The 19,599-nt window shown below is 60.8% G+C and carries 13 protein-coding genes and 2 riboswitches; of the genes, 5 read left to right on the top strand and 8 right to left on the bottom strand.

The genetic code is table 11. From position 1 onward, the window contains the following. Window positions 1-373: 373 nt before the first annotated feature. The gene (locus CD175_RS07605) at window positions 374-4,261 is read left to right on the top strand and encodes a dermonecrotic toxin domain-containing protein (protein WP_104448371.1); all 3,888 of its coding nucleotides are present in this window, start codon (window positions 374-376) and stop codon (window positions 4,259-4,261) included. A 52-nt stretch (window positions 4,262-4,313) separates the two neighbouring features. Here CD175_RS07605 and CD175_RS07600 read toward each other — a convergent pair whose 3' ends face one another. Together CD175_RS07600 and CD175_RS07595 are read right to left on the bottom strand one after the other, a co-directional pair. After that, window positions 4,314-4,808, bottom strand: coding sequence for a DUF934 domain-containing protein (locus CD175_RS07600; RefSeq protein ID WP_104448370.1), 495 nt, complete (start codon window positions 4,806-4,808; stop codon window positions 4,314-4,316). Further along, the gene (locus CD175_RS07595) at window positions 4,792-6,450 is read right to left on the bottom strand and encodes a nitrite/sulfite reductase (RefSeq protein ID WP_104448369.1); all 1,659 of its coding nucleotides are present in this window, start codon (window positions 6,448-6,450) and stop codon (window positions 4,792-4,794) included. The genes CD175_RS07600 and CD175_RS07595 overlap by 17 nt, the downstream gene beginning before the upstream one ends. A gap of 522 nt (window positions 6,451-6,972) precedes the next feature. On the opposite strand from CD175_RS07595, the gene CD175_RS07590 reads away from it, so the two are divergent. After that, window positions 6,973-8,085, top strand: coding sequence for an ABC transporter substrate-binding protein (locus CD175_RS07590; protein WP_104448368.1), 1,113 nt, complete (start codon window positions 6,973-6,975; stop codon window positions 8,083-8,085). Here the strand turns inward: CD175_RS07590 and CD175_RS07585 are convergent. After that, a complete protein-coding gene (locus CD175_RS07585; protein WP_007980782.1) occupies window positions 8,065-8,283 on the bottom strand; it encodes a DUF2970 domain-containing protein in 219 nt (72 codons plus the stop codon). The two genes, CD175_RS07590 and CD175_RS07585, sit on opposite strands and share 21 nt — an antisense overlap. A gap of 134 nt (window positions 8,284-8,417) precedes the next feature. Beyond that, complete coding sequence (gene metH, locus CD175_RS07580) at window positions 8,418-12,128, bottom strand: methionine synthase (RefSeq protein WP_104448367.1); 3,711 nt, start codon at window positions 12,126-12,128, stop codon at window positions 8,418-8,420. Window positions 12,129-12,284: 156 nt separating this feature from the next. Between metH and CD175_RS07575 the strand changes: the two genes are divergently transcribed. Then, a complete protein-coding gene (locus CD175_RS07575; protein ID WP_104448366.1) occupies window positions 12,285-14,582 on the top strand; it encodes a fatty acid cis/trans isomerase in 2,298 nt (765 codons plus the stop codon). 202 nt (window positions 14,583-14,784) lie between these two features. After that, on the top strand, window positions 14,785-15,369 hold the full coding sequence (gene nfuA / locus CD175_RS07570) for a Fe-S biogenesis protein NfuA (protein ID WP_007912592.1): 585 nt from the start codon (window positions 14,785-14,787) through the stop codon (window positions 15,367-15,369). Between the two features lie 163 nt (window positions 15,370-15,532). Here nfuA and cobM read toward each other — a convergent pair whose 3' ends face one another. The 4 genes from cobM to CD175_RS07550 form a co-directional block, all read right to left on the bottom strand. Beyond that, window positions 15,533-16,279: a precorrin-4 C(11)-methyltransferase gene (gene cobM, locus CD175_RS07565; protein WP_104448365.1), complete on the bottom strand. Its 747-nt coding sequence runs from the start codon at window positions 16,277-16,279 to the stop codon at window positions 15,533-15,535. Between the two features lie 84 nt (window positions 16,280-16,363). Next, the gene (locus CD175_RS07560; RefSeq protein ID WP_015094887.1) at window positions 16,364-16,777 is read right to left on the bottom strand and encodes a cobalamin biosynthesis protein; all 414 of its coding nucleotides are present in this window, start codon (window positions 16,775-16,777) and stop codon (window positions 16,364-16,366) included. After that, window positions 16,774-17,481, bottom strand: a complete 708-nt coding sequence (locus CD175_RS07555) for a CbtA family protein (protein WP_104448364.1) — start codon at window positions 17,479-17,481, stop codon at window positions 16,774-16,776. The genes CD175_RS07560 and CD175_RS07555 overlap by 4 nt, the downstream gene beginning before the upstream one ends. A gap of 11 nt (window positions 17,482-17,492) precedes the next feature. Then, window positions 17,493-17,684 (bottom strand): CbtB domain-containing protein, encoded by a 192-nt coding sequence (locus CD175_RS07550; protein ID WP_007974650.1) that lies wholly within the window; start codon window positions 17,682-17,684, stop codon window positions 17,493-17,495. A gap of 122 nt (window positions 17,685-17,806) precedes the next feature. Next, window positions 17,807-18,032, bottom strand: a riboswitch (cobalamin riboswitch). Window positions 18,033-18,212: 180 nt separating this feature from the next. Further along, window positions 18,213-18,425, top strand: a riboswitch (cobalamin riboswitch). A gap of 102 nt (window positions 18,426-18,527) precedes the next feature. Here CD175_RS07550 and cobW point away from each other — a divergent pair. Further along, on the top strand, window positions 18,528-19,598 hold the full coding sequence (gene cobW, locus CD175_RS07545) for a cobalamin biosynthesis protein CobW (RefSeq protein WP_104448363.1): 1,071 nt from the start codon (window positions 18,528-18,530) through the stop codon (window positions 19,596-19,598). Window position 19,599: the final 1 nt, after the last annotated feature.

The following is a 19,599-nucleotide window of genomic DNA, read 5'->3' as shown; positions in this document are numbered from 1 at the left end:
TGCCAGGGATGGTCGTTAACGAAAGCGCGTGTGAGCTGGATGACCGCGGCGCACTGGAGTCCATCGCCAGCAGGCTGGCTCCTACAGTTTCAGTGTGGGCGCGGTCCTTTGTAGGAGCTGGCTTGCCAGCGATGGTCGTTAACGATAACGCGTGTGAGCCGGATGACCGCGGCGCACTGGAGTCCATCGCCAGCAAGCTGGCTCCTACAGGTTCCCGGTAAGGGGTGAAGAACCTTTTTTTGCCTGCGAACGCTTGCCCGATGTCTTCCACGGCACGGCGAAATCTCTGTAGTCGGCAGGCGATCGTTCCTGCTTTCGGCAACGCGGCGGCTGGTTATGTTGGTGTTCCAAAAATAGTTGCCATGGAATGCACATGAATGACCACCAGACACCGCTAAACCCCCAGCCTGCGCCATTGCGCGAAACACTGCAGTCTGTGGTGAGCGCGGCTTTACCTCAGTCTCCCGAGCAGTTCGGTGCACAGTTGATCAAGGAGAAATGGGGGCTAGACATCGACCCGCAAACCGCGCTGTTGGTCACCCTGGATTACCGCTACCACGGGCACCCGCCGCAGGACGGTATCGAGCAGGGGCAGGTGGTAAGCACCCAAACCCTGGTCCAGGCGTTGCTGGAGAACTACCAGACCGTCGGCGACGGGCGCTTCGCCGAAAGCGCGTTTGGCTTGTACACACCGCCCGATGTCGGCCCGTCCATTCGCATCGTGGAGCATGTCGATGAATTCGCCGACCACGGCAATGGCAACCACCATACCTACGAAGGCATCTATCGCCAGACCACGCCCCAGGTGTATGGACCGGCAACGCAAATTGCCCTCAGGCCGGCGGCGTTCAAACAGTGGGTGTGGGAGCTGGATTTGCAAACCCGCTATCAGGCATACCTTGATCGTGCCTGGCCCTCCGATAAGCGAATCGTCCAGGCGCAGCCTTACGACCTGAGAACCTCGGCCAAGGCCGCCTTTATCATGAGCGCCTGCCTGCAACACCAGGAGGGCAGTTTGAGTCAGGAAGGCCTGGCCCTGGCCATGCAGGCCGCCGACTTGCCAGCGGGGCAGGCATGGAGTGCGCTGACCCTCGATCAGCTCCAGGCGCCGACTCGTGTCAGCGCACCGATCGAGGCCGGACGGCTGACGATCTATCGCTACACGTCGGACGATATCTGGTGTTATCGCCACCGTCACAGCGGCCGGGTCCTGCTGAACATCCCGGGCAACTCCTCACCCTTGCATGAATTCACCGACTGGCGGCACCTGCGCCAATGGATCGTGGCCCAAGGCAAGGTGCCGGCCACACGCCAGGCGCTGCTCGCGCATTTTGCCGAGAACGATCGGGAAGACGGCACCTTCCATGCGGGCGTGTCGACCGCGTTGGAGGGCATGGCGGTTTACCCGAACGAACACTGGCTGAAAAGGAGCGCCGGGCTGTTCAACGACGACGGTTTCTGGAACCCGCAGGATTACATCGATCTTGAGCGCCCGCCCTCAGGCACCGATCCGTTCGCGCAACTGGTGCTGACCATGAAGCAGGCCTCGATGGCCAGCGTCAAAACCATCCGTGACGATGCCCAGGTCAATCGCGACAACCTGAGCGCGGTGGTGGAGCCGCTGGTGCGCTGGATCAACCGGTTGGGGCCATTGGCATTGTTCATTCCGGGAGGCGAGGGCGTCCTGGTGCTGGCCGGCCTGATCGACGCCGGTTATGGCCTCGACCAGGCCATCAACGGCAAGACACCGGAGCAGCGCTCCGAGGGCGTGTCGCGCACTGTGTTCGGCTTGCTCAATGCGCTCCCGCTGGTCGGGGCCGTGGTGGCACTCAAGGGCGAAGAAAAAATCGCCGGAACCCTGCACGAGCCTGGAGAACCCGCGAGCGAGCCGCATCCCGGAACGCTGGCCAAGCCCGTAGCCGGATCGGTTCCGGCGCCGGTGTCGACCCGCGTAGCGCTGTTGCGTGAGGTGTGCGCACCCCATGCCGCTTTCAGTGATGAGGTGCTGGGGCAGATCGCCCGGGTCAGCACGGTCGACGACGATATGCTGCGCCTGATGCAGGCGGGTCGTCCGCCAACGCCGTTGCTGGCCGATACCATCACACGCTTCAAGCTCGATCAGGAACTCGAAGCCGTCACCGATGCGCAAGCACGGGCCGGATTGTTCAACGCCCGCTATCAGACGCTCCAGCACTCGGAGCGCGAATGGGTTCGCCTGTTTCAGCGCGAATACCAAGGATTGCCGAAAAGCGCCGTGGAGCAAATCCTCGACCGTTCGGGAGTCGACATCCATCGGCCCTTCGACGCTGACGAGGCGCTGCAATTGCTTAAGCGACTGGACAACAAATCGCGGGAATACCAACAGCATGTACGACTCAACCGGGCCTATGAAGGCTTGTATTTGCGTTCGGTCCGGAACCCCGAAACCGATGTCCTGGCACTGCACTCTCTGCCGCGCCTGCCCGACTGGCCGCAAGGCCTGCGTATCGAGGTGCTCGACGGGGCAATCAGCGGCCGTGTCCTCGACCGCTGCGGTCCGCTCGATTCCACGGATTGCCGGCGTTTGATCAAGGTTGGTGAGCGCTATCGATACACCGCAGTGGCGGCTACCGATGACGAGGGTTCGGATCTGTTTACCGCGCTGGTTGACCTATTGTCCGTGGAGGAACGTACGGCGATGTCGCTTGACTCGCAGGATGCTGCCAGCGAGTTGCGGTTGCGCATTGGTGATCATGCCTTGGCCCGTTCCGAGTTGATACTCGGCTTGAATCGAATGGATTCGCGGTTGCCTTTCGAAGCCGGGGGATTGCGCGGTGGCGGCTTCCCGAACACGCCACAGGCCGCAGCGCTGACCCATGGCGTCATGCGTCTGCAGGTCAAGGATCTGTATCCGGATTTCACCGATGCCCAAGCGGATGAGTTGCTGTTTGACGCGGGTGCCGGGGCTCAGGCACTGGTGGATCGCCTGATTGCGCAGATGCAGCAGTTGCATGCCGATCTACGCCAGTGGATCGACCAGTCCGTGCTGGATGCCGATGACATGGACATCGATTTTCTGGCCGTGGGCGATGATGATGCAGCGGGCATGAGCCCCGGGCAGGTCGAGGCACACAATGTCGAACTGCTGCAAACCGTGATCGATTTCGAGCGTGAAACCCGGACCGAACTGGGCGATGAACTGATGAGCATCTGGCAAAAATGCGCGCCCCGGATCAATAGAGTGATGTCGGGTGAGGCGTTCTCCGGGTACAGGCTGGACCTGGCTTTCGAGGACTACCATCGGTTGCCGACGATGAACGTACGCTTCAATGAGGTCGTCGAGTTATCGATGCTGGGCCTGCACCTGATCGAGCGCGAGAGCCTGAGCGCCTTTCTCGAAAGTTTTCCGAACCTGCGTTCCCTGAGCCTGGAGCGTGTCAACCTGCGTCGACTCAGCGCAGACGGCGCACTGGAAGGTGTGTTGCCTCCACCGATTCGGCAAATGACCCGTCTCACTACGCTGAACCTGAGCTCCACTCTGCTGCAGTTTCAGGAGAACACGGCTGCACAGTTTGGTGATCTGGTGAGCTTGCAAACGCTGGACCTGAGTGACAACCCCTTGACCGTCCCGCCCGTTGTGCTGGGTCTCAATGAGTTGCGTGTATTGAACCTGAGAAACACCGGGATCAGCCGTTGTCCGGTAGGCATCGCCGATCAGCCGTACCTCACCTCGCTCGACTTGCGAGGCAACCGGATCAGCCGGGTTCCCCAATCGATACTGAATCAGGCGGTCTCCCGGGACCGGGTGAAACTGTGGGGTAATCCGCTGACGGATGAAGATACCTTGCTGCGCCTGGTCGATCATCGCGAGCGTACCGGCATCAATCTGTGGCTGAGTGAACCGGGTGCCGACTACGGCAGTGCGACGCCCTGGCTGGAGGAGGGCGATGAAAGCGTGCGCGAGGCGCGGCAACAGATCTGGCAACGACTGGCCGTCAAGCCATCGGGCAGTACGTTGCTGCGGGTCATGGATGGATTGCGCCTGACGGCGGATTTCCAGGTCGGCTATCGGTCGCTGCAGGCGCGCGTGTGGCGCTTGCTGCACGAAGCGGATACGTCAGAAGAGTTGTGGGGCTGGTTGCGTCAAAGTGTCGATACGCGGGTTGGCGATGCGGAAAACCCGTTCAGGTTGTTCATGGTGCTGGAGGATCGAGTCCGGCTGTACCGTGACTGGGTGGCCATGGGGCGGCCGATTCCGCTGGTGGAACATCCGGTGTTCTAGCGTCAAGGATAAAGCCCCTTGAACCCCGGGGCCGGGGTTCAAGGGGTGACGGTCAACGGCGACGGAACAGCGGCAGCGGTTCGTCGGTCGCGGCCTGATAGCTCACCGAGAAGTCCTTGAGACCTTCCAGGGCTTCGTGCGGATCCTTGTCGGGGCGAATGGCGAACGCGTCGAAACCACAGCGATGCATGTAGAACAACTGGTCACGCAGCACGTCGCCAATGGCCCGCAATTCGCCCTTGAAACCGTAACGGTCACGCAGCAGACGGGCGTTGGAGTAGTTGCGGCCATCGGTGAATGCCGGGAAGTTCAGGGCAATGACCTGGAACTGCGCGACGTCTTCACCGATTTCCTCGGCTTCCTCATCGGCATCCAGCCAGATGCCCAGGCCGCCATCGCGGGCCAGGAGCATGCGACTGTGTTCGCGCCACAACTGCAGGGGGACGATCAAGTCGTCGCAGTTGCTGATTTCGTCGATGTTGAAGTCCTTGGGCAGCAGGTGCCAGGTCTCGTCGACGACCTCGTTGTTCTTAATGATTCGCTGCATAGACACGCTCCTTGAAGAGGTCGATACCAATACGCTGATAGGTGTCGATGAAGCGTTCGTCTTCGGTACGTTGTTCGATGTACACGTCGATCAGCTTTTCGATCACGTCAGGCATGGCTTCCTGGGCAAAGGACGGGCCGAGGATCTTGCCCAGGCTGGCGTCACGGCTGGCGCTGCCGCCGAGAGAAACCTGATAGAACTCTTCGCCTTTCTTGTCCACCCCGAGGATGCCGATGTGGCCCACGTGGTGGTGGCCGCAAGCGTTCATGCAACCGGAAATGTTCAGGTCCAGCTCGCCGATGTCGAACAGGTAGTCCAGGTCGTCGAAACGGCGCTGGATCGATTCGGCGATCGGGATCGACTTGGCGTTGGCCAGGGAGCAGAAGTCGCCACCCGGGCAGCAGATGATGTCGGTCAGCAAGCCGATGTTCGGCGTGGCGAAGCCTTGTTCGCGCAGCTCGCCCCACAGGACGAACAGCTTGTCCTGCTCGACATCGGCCAGAATGATGTTCTGCTCGTGAGAGGTACGCAGTTGACCGAAGCTGTAACGCTCGGCCAGGTCGGCCACGGCGTCGAGCTGTTTGTCGGTGATGTCGCCCGGTGCGACGCCGGTTGGCTTGAGGGACAAGGTCACGGCCACGTAGCCCGGTTTCTTGTGGGCCAGGGTGTTGCGTGCGCGCCAGCGGGCAAAGCCCGGGTGCTGCAGGTCGAGCTCGGCCAGGGCGGCGGACTGGTTGTCCAGCGCCTTGTAGTCCGGGTCGACGAAATGTTTGGCGACGCGCTGCACTTCGGCTTCGGTCAGCGTGGTCTGGCCACCGCGAAGGTGCTCCATTTCCGCGTCGACTTTCTGCGCGAAGACTTCAGGCGTCAGCGCTTTCACCAGGATCTTGATCCGCGCCTTGTACTTGTTGTCGCGACGGCCATAGCGGTTGTAGACCCGCAGGATGGCGTCGAGGTAGCTCAACAGGTCTTGCCATGGCAGGAATTCATTGATGAATGCACCCACCACCGGCGTACGGCCCAGGCCACCACCGACCAGAACACGGAAGCCCAGTTCGCCAGCGGCGTTGTACACCGGCTCAAGGCCGATGTCATGGACTTCGATGGCGGCGCGGTCGGACGTCGAACCGTTGACGGCGATCTTGAACTTGCGCGGAAGGTAGGCGAATTCCGGGTGGAAAGTCGTCCACTGGCGCACGATCTCGCACCATGGGCGCGGGTCGATCAGTTCATCGGCGGCGACACCGGCAAACTGGTCGGTGGTGACGTTGCGCAGGCAGTTGCCGCTGGTCTGGATCGCGTGCATCTGCACGGTGGCCAGTTCAGCGAGAATGTCCGGAATGTCTTCCACGGCCGGCCAGTTGAACTGCACGTTCTGCCGGGTACTGATGTGGGCGTAGCCCTTGTCGTAGTCCCGGGCGATTTTGGCCATCATTCGCATTTGCCGCGAAGTCAGTTGGCCGTAAGGCACGGCGACTCGCAACATCGGTGCGAAACGCTGGATGTAAAGGCCATTTTGCAGGCGCAGGGGGCGGAATTCTTCTTCGCTCAGCTCGCCTGCCAGATAGCGTCGGGTCTGATCACGGAACTGCTTGACGCGGTCCTCGATGATCCGCTGATCGTATTCGTCGTATACGTACATATAAGTCCTGTTCTCAGGCTTGGGCCGGTCGGAAACAGCGGCGTTTTTTGGCTGGCTGGCGTCCGATAAAACCTCGGCAATTCTGCGCGCACGGCCGCGCACTCCCTACGGAGCCGGGGCAAGATACCAGTTTGCAGTTATGCGTAAAAGTGATGTTTGAGCATATGTAAAGAACCAAATCGCCTAATGAGAATCGTTGTTGCAAAGACCCTGTTTGTGATGCGGGCAATCGTCGTCTTTACTCTGCTCGAGTCTTTATGCAATCACCGATAAAACCGACAAGAGGCGATGCAATGAGCAACCCAACCAAAGCACGGAAAAGCGATAGCACCGTAGATGCCTGGGCAATCTTGTTCCTGATCATCCTGGTCGTGGGGACGGCGGTTTTCTGGGTCAGCCACCAATAAACGACCCGTCCGGGCCCGGTTCCGACGATTGTCCGACAAAAACCGGAAAAATCGCCGTTTTACGGACTTTCGCTGGCTATAATGCGCGGCGAATTTCCGGGGGCTCGGACGACCAATGTTGAAGTTTCTGTATGGCGTATTGCTGACGCTGGGCATGGTCGTGGGACCTTGTGCCCAAGCGGCGTCAGTGCTGTTCCTGAATCCGGGGACCCCAACGGAAGCTTTCTGGGCGAGCTACTCGCAGTTCATGCAGGCTGCGGCGACGGACCTGGGGATGGACTTGCGTATCCAGTATTCCGACCGCGTCTCCGAAAACACCATTCACCAGGCTCGTGAAGCCCTTCAGGGCTACCACCGTCCCGACTACCTGGTCTTCGTCAACGAGCAATACATCGCCCCCGAGATCCTGCGGCTGGCCAAAGGCAGCGGGGTGAAGCTGTTCATGGTCAACAACGCCCTGACGGCGGATCAGATGAAATTGATTGGCGCGCGGCCTGACAAGTATCCCGATTTGCTCGGCAGCCTGGTGCCCAATGACGAGGAGGGCGGCTACCTGATGCTCAAGGAACTGATCCGGCAGCACGGCCCGGCGGCCCCCGGCCAGACGATTGAACTGCTGGCCTTTTCCGGTTTGAAGATCACCCCGTCCGCGCAATATCGCGAGAAAGGCCTGCGGCGTGCCTTGGCCGAGCACCCCGAAGTGCGTTTGCGCCAGCTGGTGTACGGCGGCTGGACCCGGCAACGCGCCTACGAGCAGGCCAGGTTGTTGTTCAAGCGCTACCCGCAGACGTCGCTGGTCTGGGCCGCGAACGACGAGATGGCGTTCGGTGTGATGCAGGCGTACGTCGAGGCCGGCGGTGTGCCAGGCAAGGGCGTGCTGTTCGGCGCGATCAACAGTTCACCCGAGGCGTTGCAGGCACTGCTGGACCGTCGCCTGAGTGTGTTGCTGGGCGGGCACTTCAGTCTGGGTGGCTGGGCGCTGGTGCAATTGCATGACTACGATGAGGGCGTGGACATCAGCCAGTACGGCGGCCGTGACCGCCAGATTCCGTTGCTGCAGCTGATCGACCGGGCACAGGCCAGGCGACTGCTGGCGATGGGTGCCACGCAGGACTTCGGTGTGGATTTTCACAAACTCTCGGCCAAGGGCCGTCCCGCGTCCTGGCGGTACCCGTTCACCCTGCAAACCCTGATGCACCGAGCCGCGTCAAACCCCGGCCAGGAGTAGCACCAGCTTGACGATGCCGAACAGCGTCAAGGCGAACACCACCGTGAACAGGATCCCCAGAATCACGAAATGACTGGGCTTGCCGTGCGTGAAATCACGGGCCCGGTTCTTCCCGCTCTGCACCCCGAACGCCGCCGCCATGACGCTGTGCAGCATTTGCCAGAAGCTCGGCGGCTTGTTGTCGGCCGGATCGTCCATAAAGCCCTCGCCACGAATGTGTGTGAGGCAAGCATAGACAATACACATCAAAAGATCGCAGCCTGCGGCAGCTCCTACAGGGTTATATATTCCCTTGTAGGAGCTGCCGCAGGCTGCGATCTCTTGATCTTGCCTTAGTTGTCGTAACCCAGGTTCGGCGCCAGCCAGCGTTCGGTCACGCTCAACTCCTGGCCTTTGCGCGAGGTGTAGCTCTGTACCTGGTCCTTGTCGACCTTGCCCACGGCAAAGTACTGCGCCTGCGGGTGAGCGAAGTACCAGCCGCTGACCGCTGCTGCCGGGAACATGGCGTAGTGTTCGGTGAGGAACACGCCGCTACGGCCGGCGCGCATTTCCTGGGCCTCTGGATCGAGCAGGGCGAACAATTGGGCTTTTTCGGTGTGATCCGGGCAGGCCGGATAACCCGGTGCCGGACGGATGCCGGTGTATTGCTCCTTGATCAGCGCTTCGTTATCCAGCACTTCATCCTTGGCGTAGCCCCAATAGTCTTTACGCACCTGCTGGTGCAGCCATTCGGCGCACGCTTCGGCCAGGCGGTCGGCCAGGGCCTTGACCATGATCGAGTTGTAGTCGTCGCCAGCGTCCTGGTAGGCCTTGGCCACCTCTTCGGCGCCGATGCCGGCGGTGGTGATGAAGCCACCCACGTAGTCGGTCACTTCACTGTCTTTGGGCGCAACGAAGTCGGCCAGGGAGAAGTTCGGCTTGCCGTCGGTCTTGATGATCTGCTGGCGCAGGTGGTGCAGCTTGGCCATTGGCTTGCCGTCATCGCCATAAAGTTCGATGTCGTCGTCATGCACCTGGTTGGCCGGCCAGAAACCGAACACCGCGCGGGCGCTGATCAGCTTCTCATCGATCAGTTTGGTGAGCATTTCCCGGGCATCCTTGTACAGCGAGGTGGCCGCTTCGCCGACCACTTCATCCTGAAGGATGCGCGGGAATTTGCCGGCCAGGTCCCAGGATATGAAGAACGGCGTCCAGTCGATGTACTCGGCCAGAACGTTGAGGTCGATGTTGTCCAGCACCCGCGTCCCGGTGAAGGTCGGTTTGACCGGCGTGTAGCTCGCCCAGTCGAACTGTGGTTTCTTGGCGATGGCCGCGCCATAACTCAGGCGTTCGGTGCGGGCACTGCGGTTGGCGGTGCGCTCGCGAACCTCGATGTAGTCCTGGCGGGTTTTCTCGACGAAACCGGCCTTGAGCTCCTTGGACAACAACTGGGTCGCCACGCCGACCGCGCGGGAGGCGTCGGTAACGTAGATCACCGCGTCGTTGCTGTACTTCGGCTCGATCTTCACCGCGGTGTGCGCCTTGGAGGTGGTGGCGCCACCGATCATCAACGGCAGGTGGAAGTCCTGGCGCTGCATTTCGCGGGCGACATGGACCATCTCATCCAGCGACGGGGTGATCAGGCCGGACAGGCCGATGATGTCGCACTTCTGCTCCTTGGCCACCTGGAGGATTTTCTCCGCCGGGACCATCACGCCGAGGTCGACGATGTCATAGCCGTTGCAACCGAGCACCACGCCGACGATATTCTTGCCGATGTCGTGCACGTCGCCTTTGACGGTCGCCATGAGGATCTTGCCCTTGGCTTCCGGCTTGTCGCCTTTTTCCAGTTCGATGAACGGGATCAGGTGCGCCACGGCCTGTTTCATCACGCGAGCGGATTTCACCACCTGGGGCAGGAACATTTTGCCGGCACCGAACAGGTCGCCGACGATGTTCATGCCGGCCATCAGCGGACCTTCGATCACTTCGATCGGGCGAGCGAAGGACTGGCGCGATTCTTCGGTGTCTTCGACGATGTGGGTGGTAATGCCTTTGACCAGCGCGTGTTCCAGGCGCTTGTTGACGTCCCAGTTGCGCCACTCTTCGGTCTCCGCTTCCTTGACGCTGCCGTCGCCCTTGTACTTGTCGGCGATGGCGAGGAGGGCGTCGGTGCCTTCCGGGGTGCGGTTGAGGATCACATCTTCGACGGCGTCGCGCAGTTCCATTGGGATCTGGTCGTAGATCTCCAATTGCCCGGCGTTGACGATACCCATGGTCAGCCCGGCGCGAATGGCGTACAGCAGGAACACCGAGTGGATCGCCTCACGCACCGGGTTGTTGCCGCGGAACGAGAACGACACGTTGGACACGCCACCGGAAGTCAGCGCGTACGGCAGCTCGTCACGGATGTAGGCACAGGCGTTGATGAAATCGACGGCGTAGTTGTTGTGCTCTTCGATGCCGGTGGCCACGGCGAAGATGTTCGGGTCGAAGATGATGTCTTCCGGCGGGAAGTCCACTTCGTTGACCAGGATATCGTAGGAGCGCTTGCAGATTTCCTTCTTGCGCGCTTCGGTGTCGGCCTGGCCGGCCTCGTCGAAGGCCATCACCACCACCGCGGCGCCGTAGCGCTTGCACAGTTTGGCGTGGTGAATGAACTGCTCGACACCTTCTTTCATGCTGATCGAGTTGACGATGCCCTTGCCCTGGATGCATTTGAGGCCGGCTTCGATCACTTCCCACTTCGAGGAGTCGATCATGATCGGTACGCGGGAGATGTCCGGTTCGCCGGCAATCAGATTGAGGAAGGTCACCATGGCCTTCTTCGAATCGAGCATCCCTTCGTCCATGTTGATGTCGATCACCTGGGCGCCGGCCTCAACCTGCTGCAGGGCGACTTCCAGGGCTTCGGTGTAGTTGTCCTCGCGGATCAGCCGGGCGAACTTGGCGGAACCGGTGATGTTGGTCCGCTCGCCGACGTTGACGAACAGCGAGCTGCGATCGATGGTGAAGGGTTCCAGGCCCGAGAGGCGGCAAGCCTTGGGAATGTCCGGGATCTGGCGCGGCGCATAACCGGCCACGGCCTTGGCGATGGCTTCGATGTGGCCCGGCGTGGTGCCGCAGCAGCCGCCGACAATGTTGAGGAAGCCGCTTTGGGCGAACTCTTCGATGACCTTGGCGGTTTGCGACGGCAGTTCGTCGTACTCGCCGAATTCGTTCGGCAGACCGGCGTTCGGGTGCGCCGACACGTGGGTGCCAGCCTTGTTCGACAGTTCTTCGAGGTACGGGCGCAACTCGCTGGCGCCGAGGGCGCAGTTCAGGCCAACGGAAATCGGCTTGGCATGGGCCACGGAGTTCCAGAAGGCTTCGGTGGTCTGGCCCGACAGGGTGCGGCCCGAGGCGTCAGTGATGGTGCCGGAAATCATGATCGGCAATTCGACGCCCAGCTCTTCGAACACGCCTTGCACGGCGAAGATCGCGGCCTTGGCGTTGAGGGTGTCGAAGATGGTTTCGATCAGGATCAGGTCGGCGCCGCCCTCGATCAGGCCTTTGGTGGATTCGGTGTAGTTTTCCACCAGCTCATCGAAGGTCACGTTGCGGTAGCCGGGGTTGTTCACGTCCGGGGACAACGAGCAGGTGCGACTTGTAGGACCGAGCACGCCGGCGACGAAGCGTGGCTTGTCCGGGGTTTCCAGGGTCTTGGCGTCGGCGACCTTGCGTGCCAGGCGAGCGCCTTCTACGTTTAATTCATACGCCAGGCCCTGCATGCCGTAGTCGGCCAGAGAGATCTGGGTAGCGTTGAAGGTGTTGGTTTCCAGAATGTCGGCGCCAGCGTCGAGGTAGGCTTTCTCGATGCCGCCAATCACGTCCGGGCGAGTCAGTACCAACAGGTCGTTGTTGCCTTTGACATCGCTCGGCCAGTCAGCGAAGCGTTTGCCACGGTAATCCTGCTCTTTGAGCTTGTAGCTCTGGATCATCGTGCCCATACCGCCATCGAGAATCAGGATGCGCTCTTTGAGGGCGTGCTTGAGAGCTTGAAGGCGAACGCTGCGATCGGACATTTGGACTACTCGGTAAGACCATGACGAAGGGCCGGGATGATAGCAAACCTGTGCGCTTTTAGAGCATGACTCGGTTTTGCATGAATATCGTTCATGTTGGTAGGGGTGGCAGACCGGTAGAATCGCGGCGTTTTTTCAGGATCCAGGACCAGGGACATGTCTCATCGCTTCGTCATCAGCAGTGTGTTGATGCTTTTAAGCTGGGGCGCTGCGGCGCAAAGTCCGGCGAATTCCTCTGCCATTTCCTACAGTCGAGACATTCAACCGATCTTCACTGAAAAGTGCGTGGCCTGCCACGCCTGCAACGACGCCGCCTGTCAGCTAAACCTGGGCAGCGGCGAGGGCGCGGCACGCGGCGCGACGAAAGTCCCGGTTTACGACGGTGACCGCACTAAAGCGGTGGCACCGACGCGGCTGTTTCTGGACGCCTCCGGAAAAGCCGCCTGGCAGCAAAAGGGCTTCTTTTCGGTGCTCGATGCACAGGGCAGCCAGGCCGGGTTGATGGCGCGCATGCTTGAACTGGGCCACAACACCCCCTTGCAACCCAACGCCAGGCTGCCACAAGACATCGTCCTGGGCCTGAACCGGGAGAACATGTGTTCCATGCCCGCGCAGTTCGATGGCTACGCCGCTTCGCATCCGAAGGAAGGCATGCCGCTGGCGGTAACCGGCCTGACCGACCCGCAGTACCAGACGCTGCAACGCTGGCTGGCCGCAGGCGCACCCATCGATCAACAGGCCCTGGCTCCGAGTGCGAAGGAAGCGCAGCAAGTGATCCTGTGGGAAAACCTGCTCAATTCGCCGGGCGCCCGGCAAAGCCTGGTGGGACGCTGGCTGTATGAACACTGGTTCCTCGCCCATATTTACTTCAAGGAAGGTGAGCCCGGGCATTTCTTCCAGTGGGTGCGTTCGCGCACGCCGCCCGGCCAGCCGATTGACCTGATCAATACCCGGCGCCCCAACGATGATCCGGGCACCGAGTTTTACTACCGCCTGTGGCCGGTGCAGGGCGTGATCGTGCACAAGACCCACATCACCTATCCGCTGAGTTCGGCGAAACTGGCGCGGGTCAAATCCCTGTTCTACAGCGGCAACTGGGAGGTCAATGCATTACCGGGCTACGGGCCGAAGAGCCGGGCCAACCCCTTTGCCACCTTCGAAGCGATTCCGGCCCAGGCTCGCTATCAGTTCATGCTCGATAACGCCGAGTACTTCGTGCGCACCTTTATCCGTGGGCCAGTGTGTCGTGGGCAGATCGCCACGGACGTGATTCGCGATAACTTCTGGGCGTTGTTCCAGGCACCTGAACACGACCTCTACATCACCGACCCGAACTATCGCGGGCAAGCCACGCCGTTGCTGGCGATGCCGGGGCAGAATGATGATGTCGGCAGCGTCTTGACCCTGTGGCACGACTACCGCGACAAACGCAACGAATACGAGGCCCTGCGCCGCGACAGTTACGCCGACGAGCCCGCACCGAGCTGGTCGACCCTGTGGGCCGGCAACGACAACGCACTGCTGAGCATCTTTCGCCATTTCGACAGCGCCTCGGTGACCAAGGGCCTGATCGGTGAGGTGCCGCAGACGATGTGGCTGTTCGACTATCCGCTGCTGGAGCGCACCTACTATCAACTGGCAGTCAATTTCGATGTGTTCGGCAATGTGTCCCATCAGGCCCAGACGCGCCTGTATTTCGACCTGATCCGTAACGGCGCCGAGCAGAATTTCCTGCGCCTGATGCCCGCCGATTCGCGGGAGGGCTACCTCGACGACTGGTATCAGAACAGTGGCAAATTCAAGATGTGGCTGGACTACGAGTCCATCGACGATGACACGCCGACGGCGCTGAAGCTTGATCCGCGGGATCCCAAGCGCGATTTCGCCCAGCAATTGCTGGCCCGTTATGGCGACCTCAATGCCAGGCCCGACCCGATCAACCGCTGCGATGGCGCCTACTGTTCGCGGCCGAACATTGATCCGGACCTGCAAAATGCCGAGCAAGTGTTGAGCCGCCTGACTTCGCGTCCGGCGGCGGGGTTGAAAGTGATTGATCAACTGCCGGAAGCGACCATGCTGCGTATCGAAACCGGCAGCGGCAAGCGTGAGGTCTACAGCCTGCTGCGCAACCGGGCCCATAGCAACGTGGCGTTCCTGCTCGGCGAATCGCTGCGCTATCAGCCGGGGCTCGATACCCTGACGATTTTCCCGGGTGTGCTCAGCAGCTACCCGAACTTCATGTTCAACATTCCGGCCGGGCAAGTGCCGGCGTTCGTGGATGCGATGGAGAACGCCAAGGATAGCGACAGCTTTGAAAAAATCGTCGAACGTTGGGGAATACGCCGCAGTCATCCGCAATTCTGGCAGTATTTCCATGACATGAGCCGCTACATCCAGGAGACCGATCCGGTGGAAGAGGGCGTGCTGGACATGAACCGCTTCGAGAACCTCTGACCAATCACCGAACCCTTGTGTAGGAGCTGCCGCAGGCTGCGATCTTTTGACTTTGATTTTTAAAAGACAAGATCAAAAGATCGCAGCCTGCGGCAGCTCCTACACAGGGGGGGATCGTCGGAATCTTTCCCGACAAAAATACTGGGACTTTGTCCGGCGCGCCGATTGGCGTAAACTGCGCCCAAGCCTGCGAGGAGTTTCCATGACCGCTATTACCATTACCGACGCCGCCCACGATTATCTGGCTGATCTGCTCTCCAAGCAGAACACCCCGGGCATCGGCATCCGCGTCTTCATCACCCAGCCTGGCACCCAGTACGCCGAAACCTGCATTGCCTACTGCAAGCCGGGCGAAGAAAAACCGGAAGACACCGCGCTGGGGCTGAAAAGCTTCACCGCCTACATCGACCATTTCAGCGAAGCCTTCCTGGACGATGCCGTTGTCGACTACGCCACCGACCGCATGGGCGGCCAGCTGACCATCAAGGCGCCAAACGCCAAAGTACCGATGGTCAACGCCGACAGCCCGGTCAACGAGCGCATCAACTACTACCTGCAAACCGAGATCAACCCGGGGTTGGCCAGCCACGGCGGCCAGGTCAGCCTGATCGACGTGGTCGAAGACGGCATCGCCGTCCTGCAGTTCGGCGGTGGTTGCCAGGGCTGCGGCCAGGCCGACGTGACGCTGAAGGAAGGCATCGAGCGCACCCTGCTTGAGCGTATTCCCGAGCTCAAGGGTGTTCGCGACGTGACCGACCACACGCAGAAAGAAAACGCCTACTACTAAGGTGTTCGCTGCGAAATAATAAACGGCGCCCCGTGAGCGCCGTTTTTTTATGCCCTATCGAAACCCCTATGTAGGAGCTGCCGCAGGCTGCGATCTTTTGACTTTGATTTTTAAAAGACAAGATCAAAAGATCGCAGCCTGCGGCAGCTCCTACACCGGGTGATTACGGTCTGTAGAGATGCGCATGCCCCGCGCGATACAGCGATGACTCACTGAAGTGATCACTGCCCAGCACCCGTCCCACCAGAATCAACGCCGTGCGCCGAAACCCTTTGGCGGCAACCTTACCGGCAATGTCCTCGAGCGTTCCCGTCACCCAGTCCTGATCCGGCCAGCTCGCGCGGTGAACCACCGCAATCGGGCAATCGGCGCCGTAATGCGGCAACAGTTCCTCAACGATCTTCGGCAGGTGATTGACCCCCAAATGAATCGCCATGGTCGCGCCGTGCTGGGCCAGGCTGGCGAATTCCTCTCCGGGTGGCATGGCGGTCTTGTCGGCGTAGCGAGTCAGGATCACGCTCTGTGAAACGTCCGGCAACGTCAGCTCTGCACCCAGCAGCGCTGCACAAGCGGCGGTGGCCGTCACGCCCGGGACGATTTCGAACGCAATGCCCAACTCCCGCAGATAGCGAATCTGTTCGCCAATGGCGCCATACAGGCTCGGGTCGCCGGAGTGTACCCGGGCCACGTCCTGGCCTTTGGCGTGGGCGGCCTTGAACAGGTCGATGATCTGTTCCAGGTGCAGTTCGGCGCTGTTGACTACCTGCTCGGCACGATGACCTTCCAGTACGGCGGCTGGCACCAGCGAGCCGGCATAAATGATCACCGGGCAACTGCGAATCAGCCGCTGGCCCTTGACGGTAATCAGTTCGGGGTCGCCGGGACCTGCGCCAATGAAGTAGACGGTCATCGTCGGTTCCTGTGGGGATAAAAGGGGCTGAACAGGGCTTCAGATGAAGAATGTTCATGATCGAGGCGGGGATTATCGGGGATTTTATGCCGCGCCGGCCAATGCCAGGGTTGCCTGGGCATATTTTTGTCGGGGAATCAGCAGTTTTGCCGGTGCCTGGGCCAGTTGTTCGGCCAGGGCCAGTGCGGCGCTTTCCGCCACGCCGTAGCAACCGGTGCGTTCAAACGCTATTTGCGATTGATGGCTGAGTTGCGGCTCATAGGGGGCCAGTTGTTCACTGCTGAAGTACATCAATTCCAGGCCAAGCTGCTGAGCCAGTTCGATCAGTGCGGGTTCGTCGCGCTTCGAATCGATGCTGGCCAGGGCCTTGATTTCATGGCGCGCAATCTGGTGCGCCTCCAGTGCCTGGTCGAGCAGCGCCAGCAAGGTACTGACGGGGCAGCCCTTTTGGCAGCCCAGGCCGACCACCAGGGTCGGCGCTGTGCTGACGTCAGTCATGCGTGGTATTGGCCATCGCTTTTGCGACGGAACAACCAGGCGCTGATCAGGCCCAGGGCCAGCCAGAACGCCACGTTGGTCAGTTGCGAAGCGATTTTGAATTGGGTTTCCAGTGCCTCCGGAGCGAGCATCGAATGCACTTCCGGTTGCGGTGCGCCAATCACATGGGGAACGGCAAGGATTGCCGCACCGAGAACTTTCATCAGCCAGTGACGGCTGAACACGATCAGCGCGATACCGACGGCGGTGGAGGCGGCGGTACCGATCCACCACAGTTGCCGTTGTGCCAGATCGGCGGCGGCAGTGCCTGGCAGTTCAGGTGGCAGGCCGAGGGTCGGCGCGAGCACGAAGGTCGCATAGCCGGCCAGGCCCCAGAGCAGGCCCTGGGAGGTTTTGGTCGGCGCACGCAAGGTGTACAGGCCAGCCAGCATCAGGGCGAAACCGACGGCCACCACCAGGTTGCCGCCAGTGGTCGACAGCACGCGCTGCCAGCCGTCTTCCGGCTCCCAGGCTTCGGCGTCGTGGGTGTGGGCAGCCATCGCGCCATCGGCGTGTTCATGCATTTCAACGGCAGCCGGTTCGGCTTTTTCGTAGGTTTCGGCCTGCAGAATCAGGGGGGCGACCCAGAAGCTTTGCAGCAGGGTCAGCAACAGGGCGGCCAGCAGCCCGGTGAAACCTGCGGTTTGCGCAATACGCTTGATCATGTCAGCAGGTCTCAATGGCACGGGAACGCGGAGCTGTGACGGGTATCGTGGGCGGCATTGTGCACCGCTTCGATGTGCGAGAAACCGGCGAAATACACCAGGCACGCGCCCAGGATCGACGCGCAGACGGCGGCGGTCAGACGTTGAGTCAGGGTAGAAGTGGTGCTGGCTGTAGTGTGGCCGGTGCTGCTGATGATCGACATGGCGTTTCCCTCTGGTCTGTCAGCGGGGAATCAAGAGCGCATGCAAAAACCTGCACGACCAGGCGCGCAGGGTTTCAAACAGCGCCCGCCCACCGCGGGTTTGTTGTTTCAGTGATCGTTATGGTCACTTTATGTTGCGGGCCGGTCTCCGGGCTCACGAGGGGCAAAGGCTTGGGCCTGAACCTGAAAACATCACCTTCCCATGCCGTAGTGGCACAGTGGATTTGATGCTTCGCTCGCTTACCGTTGCGGGGGCAGCACCGGACTGACATGGCTTTAGAGTAAAGCACATGATTCACCGGTTTCCCGTTTCACCCTGTGAAGGGCACCCGTAACAAGGTGCGTAGGAGAGCATGGACGAGGGTTGGGCGTCAATTGGCATGGGTTCTCACTTGAAGCGCAATGATGCCCGGCTCTTTGTAGGAGCTGCCGCAGGCTGCGATCTTTTGATCCTGTTTTTACAAGCAAAATCAAAAGATCGCAGCCTGCGGCAACTCCTACAGTGATTGACCGGTCTTCCTACCATGCGTAGCCTTGCGCTTTCGAGGTTCTTCGGCGTTTGTCGAAGCTAAGAAGGGAACGCGGTCAATGCCGCGGCTGCCCCCGCAACTGTGAACGGTGATGTTCGTTGCCACGCCACTGCAGGCTCAATCCATGAGGCCGGCGGGAAGGCGCAGCGAATGCCAGGCCCAAGGCCGGCACACCGTCAGCCAGGAGACCTGCCTCGACACAGATTCTCAAATTCAACCGGGCGGGGTGATCCGGTGGCGAACTCTTCAGGCACGCGCATCTGCGTTGCCGGTCGTCGTCCCGTATGCCCGCCACCTAGCCATAGGGCATCCGATGAAAACACTGGCCAAACTCCCCGTCACCATCGTCACAGGCTTTCTCGGCTCGGGTAAAACCACGCTGTTGCGGCACATGCTCGACAACGCCCAGGGTCGCCGCATCGCGGTAATCGTCAACGAGTTTGGCGAGCTGGGCATCGACGGCGAAATCCTCAAGCAGTGCTCCATCGGTTGCACCGAAGAAGAAGCCAACGGCCGCGTCTATGAACTGGCCAACGGCTGCCTGTGCTGCACCGTCCAGGAAGAATTTTTCCCGGTGATGCGCGAACTGGTGGCTCGTCGTGGCGATCTCGACCACATCCTCATCGAAACGTCGGGCCTGGCCTTGCCAAAACCGCTGGTCCAGGCTTTCCAGTGGCCGGAAATCCGCAGTGCCTGCACCGTTGACGCGGTGATCACCGTGGTCGACAGCCCGGCCGTGGCCGCCGGCACCTTTGCCGCCTTCCCGGACCAGGTCGATACCCAGCGCAAACTCGACCCGAACCTGGACCACGAATCGCCATTGCACGAGCTGTTTGCCGACCAGTTGGCCAGCGCCGACCTGGTGATTCTCAACAAATCCGACCTGATCAACCCGGCCGACCTGGCCCGTGTGCGCCTGGAAGTCGCCGAAGAATTGCCGCCAGCGGTGAAAATCATCGAAGCCAGCAGCGGTCGCCTGCCGCTGGACGTGCTGATCGGCCTGGGTGCCGGCTCCGAAGAACACATCGACAGCCGCCACAGCCACCACGACCATCATCACGATGGCGACGACGATCATGACGACCACGATCACGACGCCTTCGATTCGATCTCCATCGAACTGCCGCAAGCCGACGAAAGCCTGCTGATGGATGCGCTGACCCAACTGGTGGTTCAGCACGGCATCCTGCGGGTCAAGGGTTTCGCCGCCGTTCCGAACAAACCGATGCGCCTGCTGATCCAGGGCGTGGGCACGCGTTTCGACAAACACTTCGACCGCCAGTGGGGTGCCGAAGAGGCGCGCATCACCCGTCTGGTGCTGATCGGCCAGGAACTGGACGCCGCCGTGCTCGAAGCGCAATTGCGCGCTGCGCTCAGCGTGTAAC

The organism is Pseudomonas laurylsulfatiphila (genome assembly GCF_002934665.1).
In the GTDB taxonomy this organism is placed as follows: Bacteria; Pseudomonadota; Gammaproteobacteria; order Pseudomonadales; family Pseudomonadaceae; genus Aquipseudomonas; species Aquipseudomonas laurylsulfatiphila.
Note: the sequence above shows the minus strand (reverse complement) of the source record. Positions and strands in the feature narration are given on the sequence as shown.

Bases quoted from the DNA above. Each gene is read 5' to 3' on its own strand.
- CD175_RS07605 (WP_104448371.1), top strand. From the start codon at position 374: ATGAATGACCACCAGACACCGCTAAACCCCCAGCCTGCGCCATTGCGC.
- CD175_RS07600 (WP_104448370.1), bottom strand. From the start codon at position 4,808: ATGCAGCGAATCATTAAGAACAACGAGGTCGTCGACGAGACCTGGCAC.
- CD175_RS07595 (WP_104448369.1), bottom strand. From the start codon at position 6,450: ATGTACGTATACGACGAATACGATCAGCGGATCATCGAGGACCGCGTC.
- CD175_RS07590 (WP_104448368.1), top strand. From the start codon at position 6,973: ATGTTGAAGTTTCTGTATGGCGTATTGCTGACGCTGGGCATGGTCGTG.
- CD175_RS07585 (WP_007980782.1), bottom strand. From the start codon at position 8,283: ATGGACGATCCGGCCGACAACAAGCCGCCGAGCTTCTGGCAAATGCTG.
- metH (WP_104448367.1), bottom strand. From the start codon at position 12,128: ATGTCCGATCGCAGCGTTCGCCTTCAAGCTCTCAAGCACGCCCTCAAA.
- CD175_RS07575 (WP_104448366.1), top strand. From the start codon at position 12,285: ATGTCTCATCGCTTCGTCATCAGCAGTGTGTTGATGCTTTTAAGCTGG.
- nfuA (WP_007912592.1), top strand. From the start codon at position 14,785: ATGACCGCTATTACCATTACCGACGCCGCCCACGATTATCTGGCTGAT.
- cobM (WP_104448365.1), bottom strand. From the start codon at position 16,279: ATGACCGTCTACTTCATTGGCGCAGGTCCCGGCGACCCCGAACTGATT.
- CD175_RS07560 (WP_015094887.1), bottom strand. From the start codon at position 16,777: ATGACTGACGTCAGCACAGCGCCGACCCTGGTGGTCGGCCTGGGCTGC.
- CD175_RS07555 (WP_104448364.1), bottom strand. From the start codon at position 17,481: ATGATCAAGCGTATTGCGCAAACCGCAGGTTTCACCGGGCTGCTGGCC.
- CD175_RS07550 (WP_007974650.1), bottom strand. From the start codon at position 17,684: ATGTCGATCATCAGCAGCACCGGCCACACTACAGCCAGCACCACTTCT.
- cobW (WP_104448363.1), top strand. From the start codon at position 18,528: ATGAAAACACTGGCCAAACTCCCCGTCACCATCGTCACAGGCTTTCTC.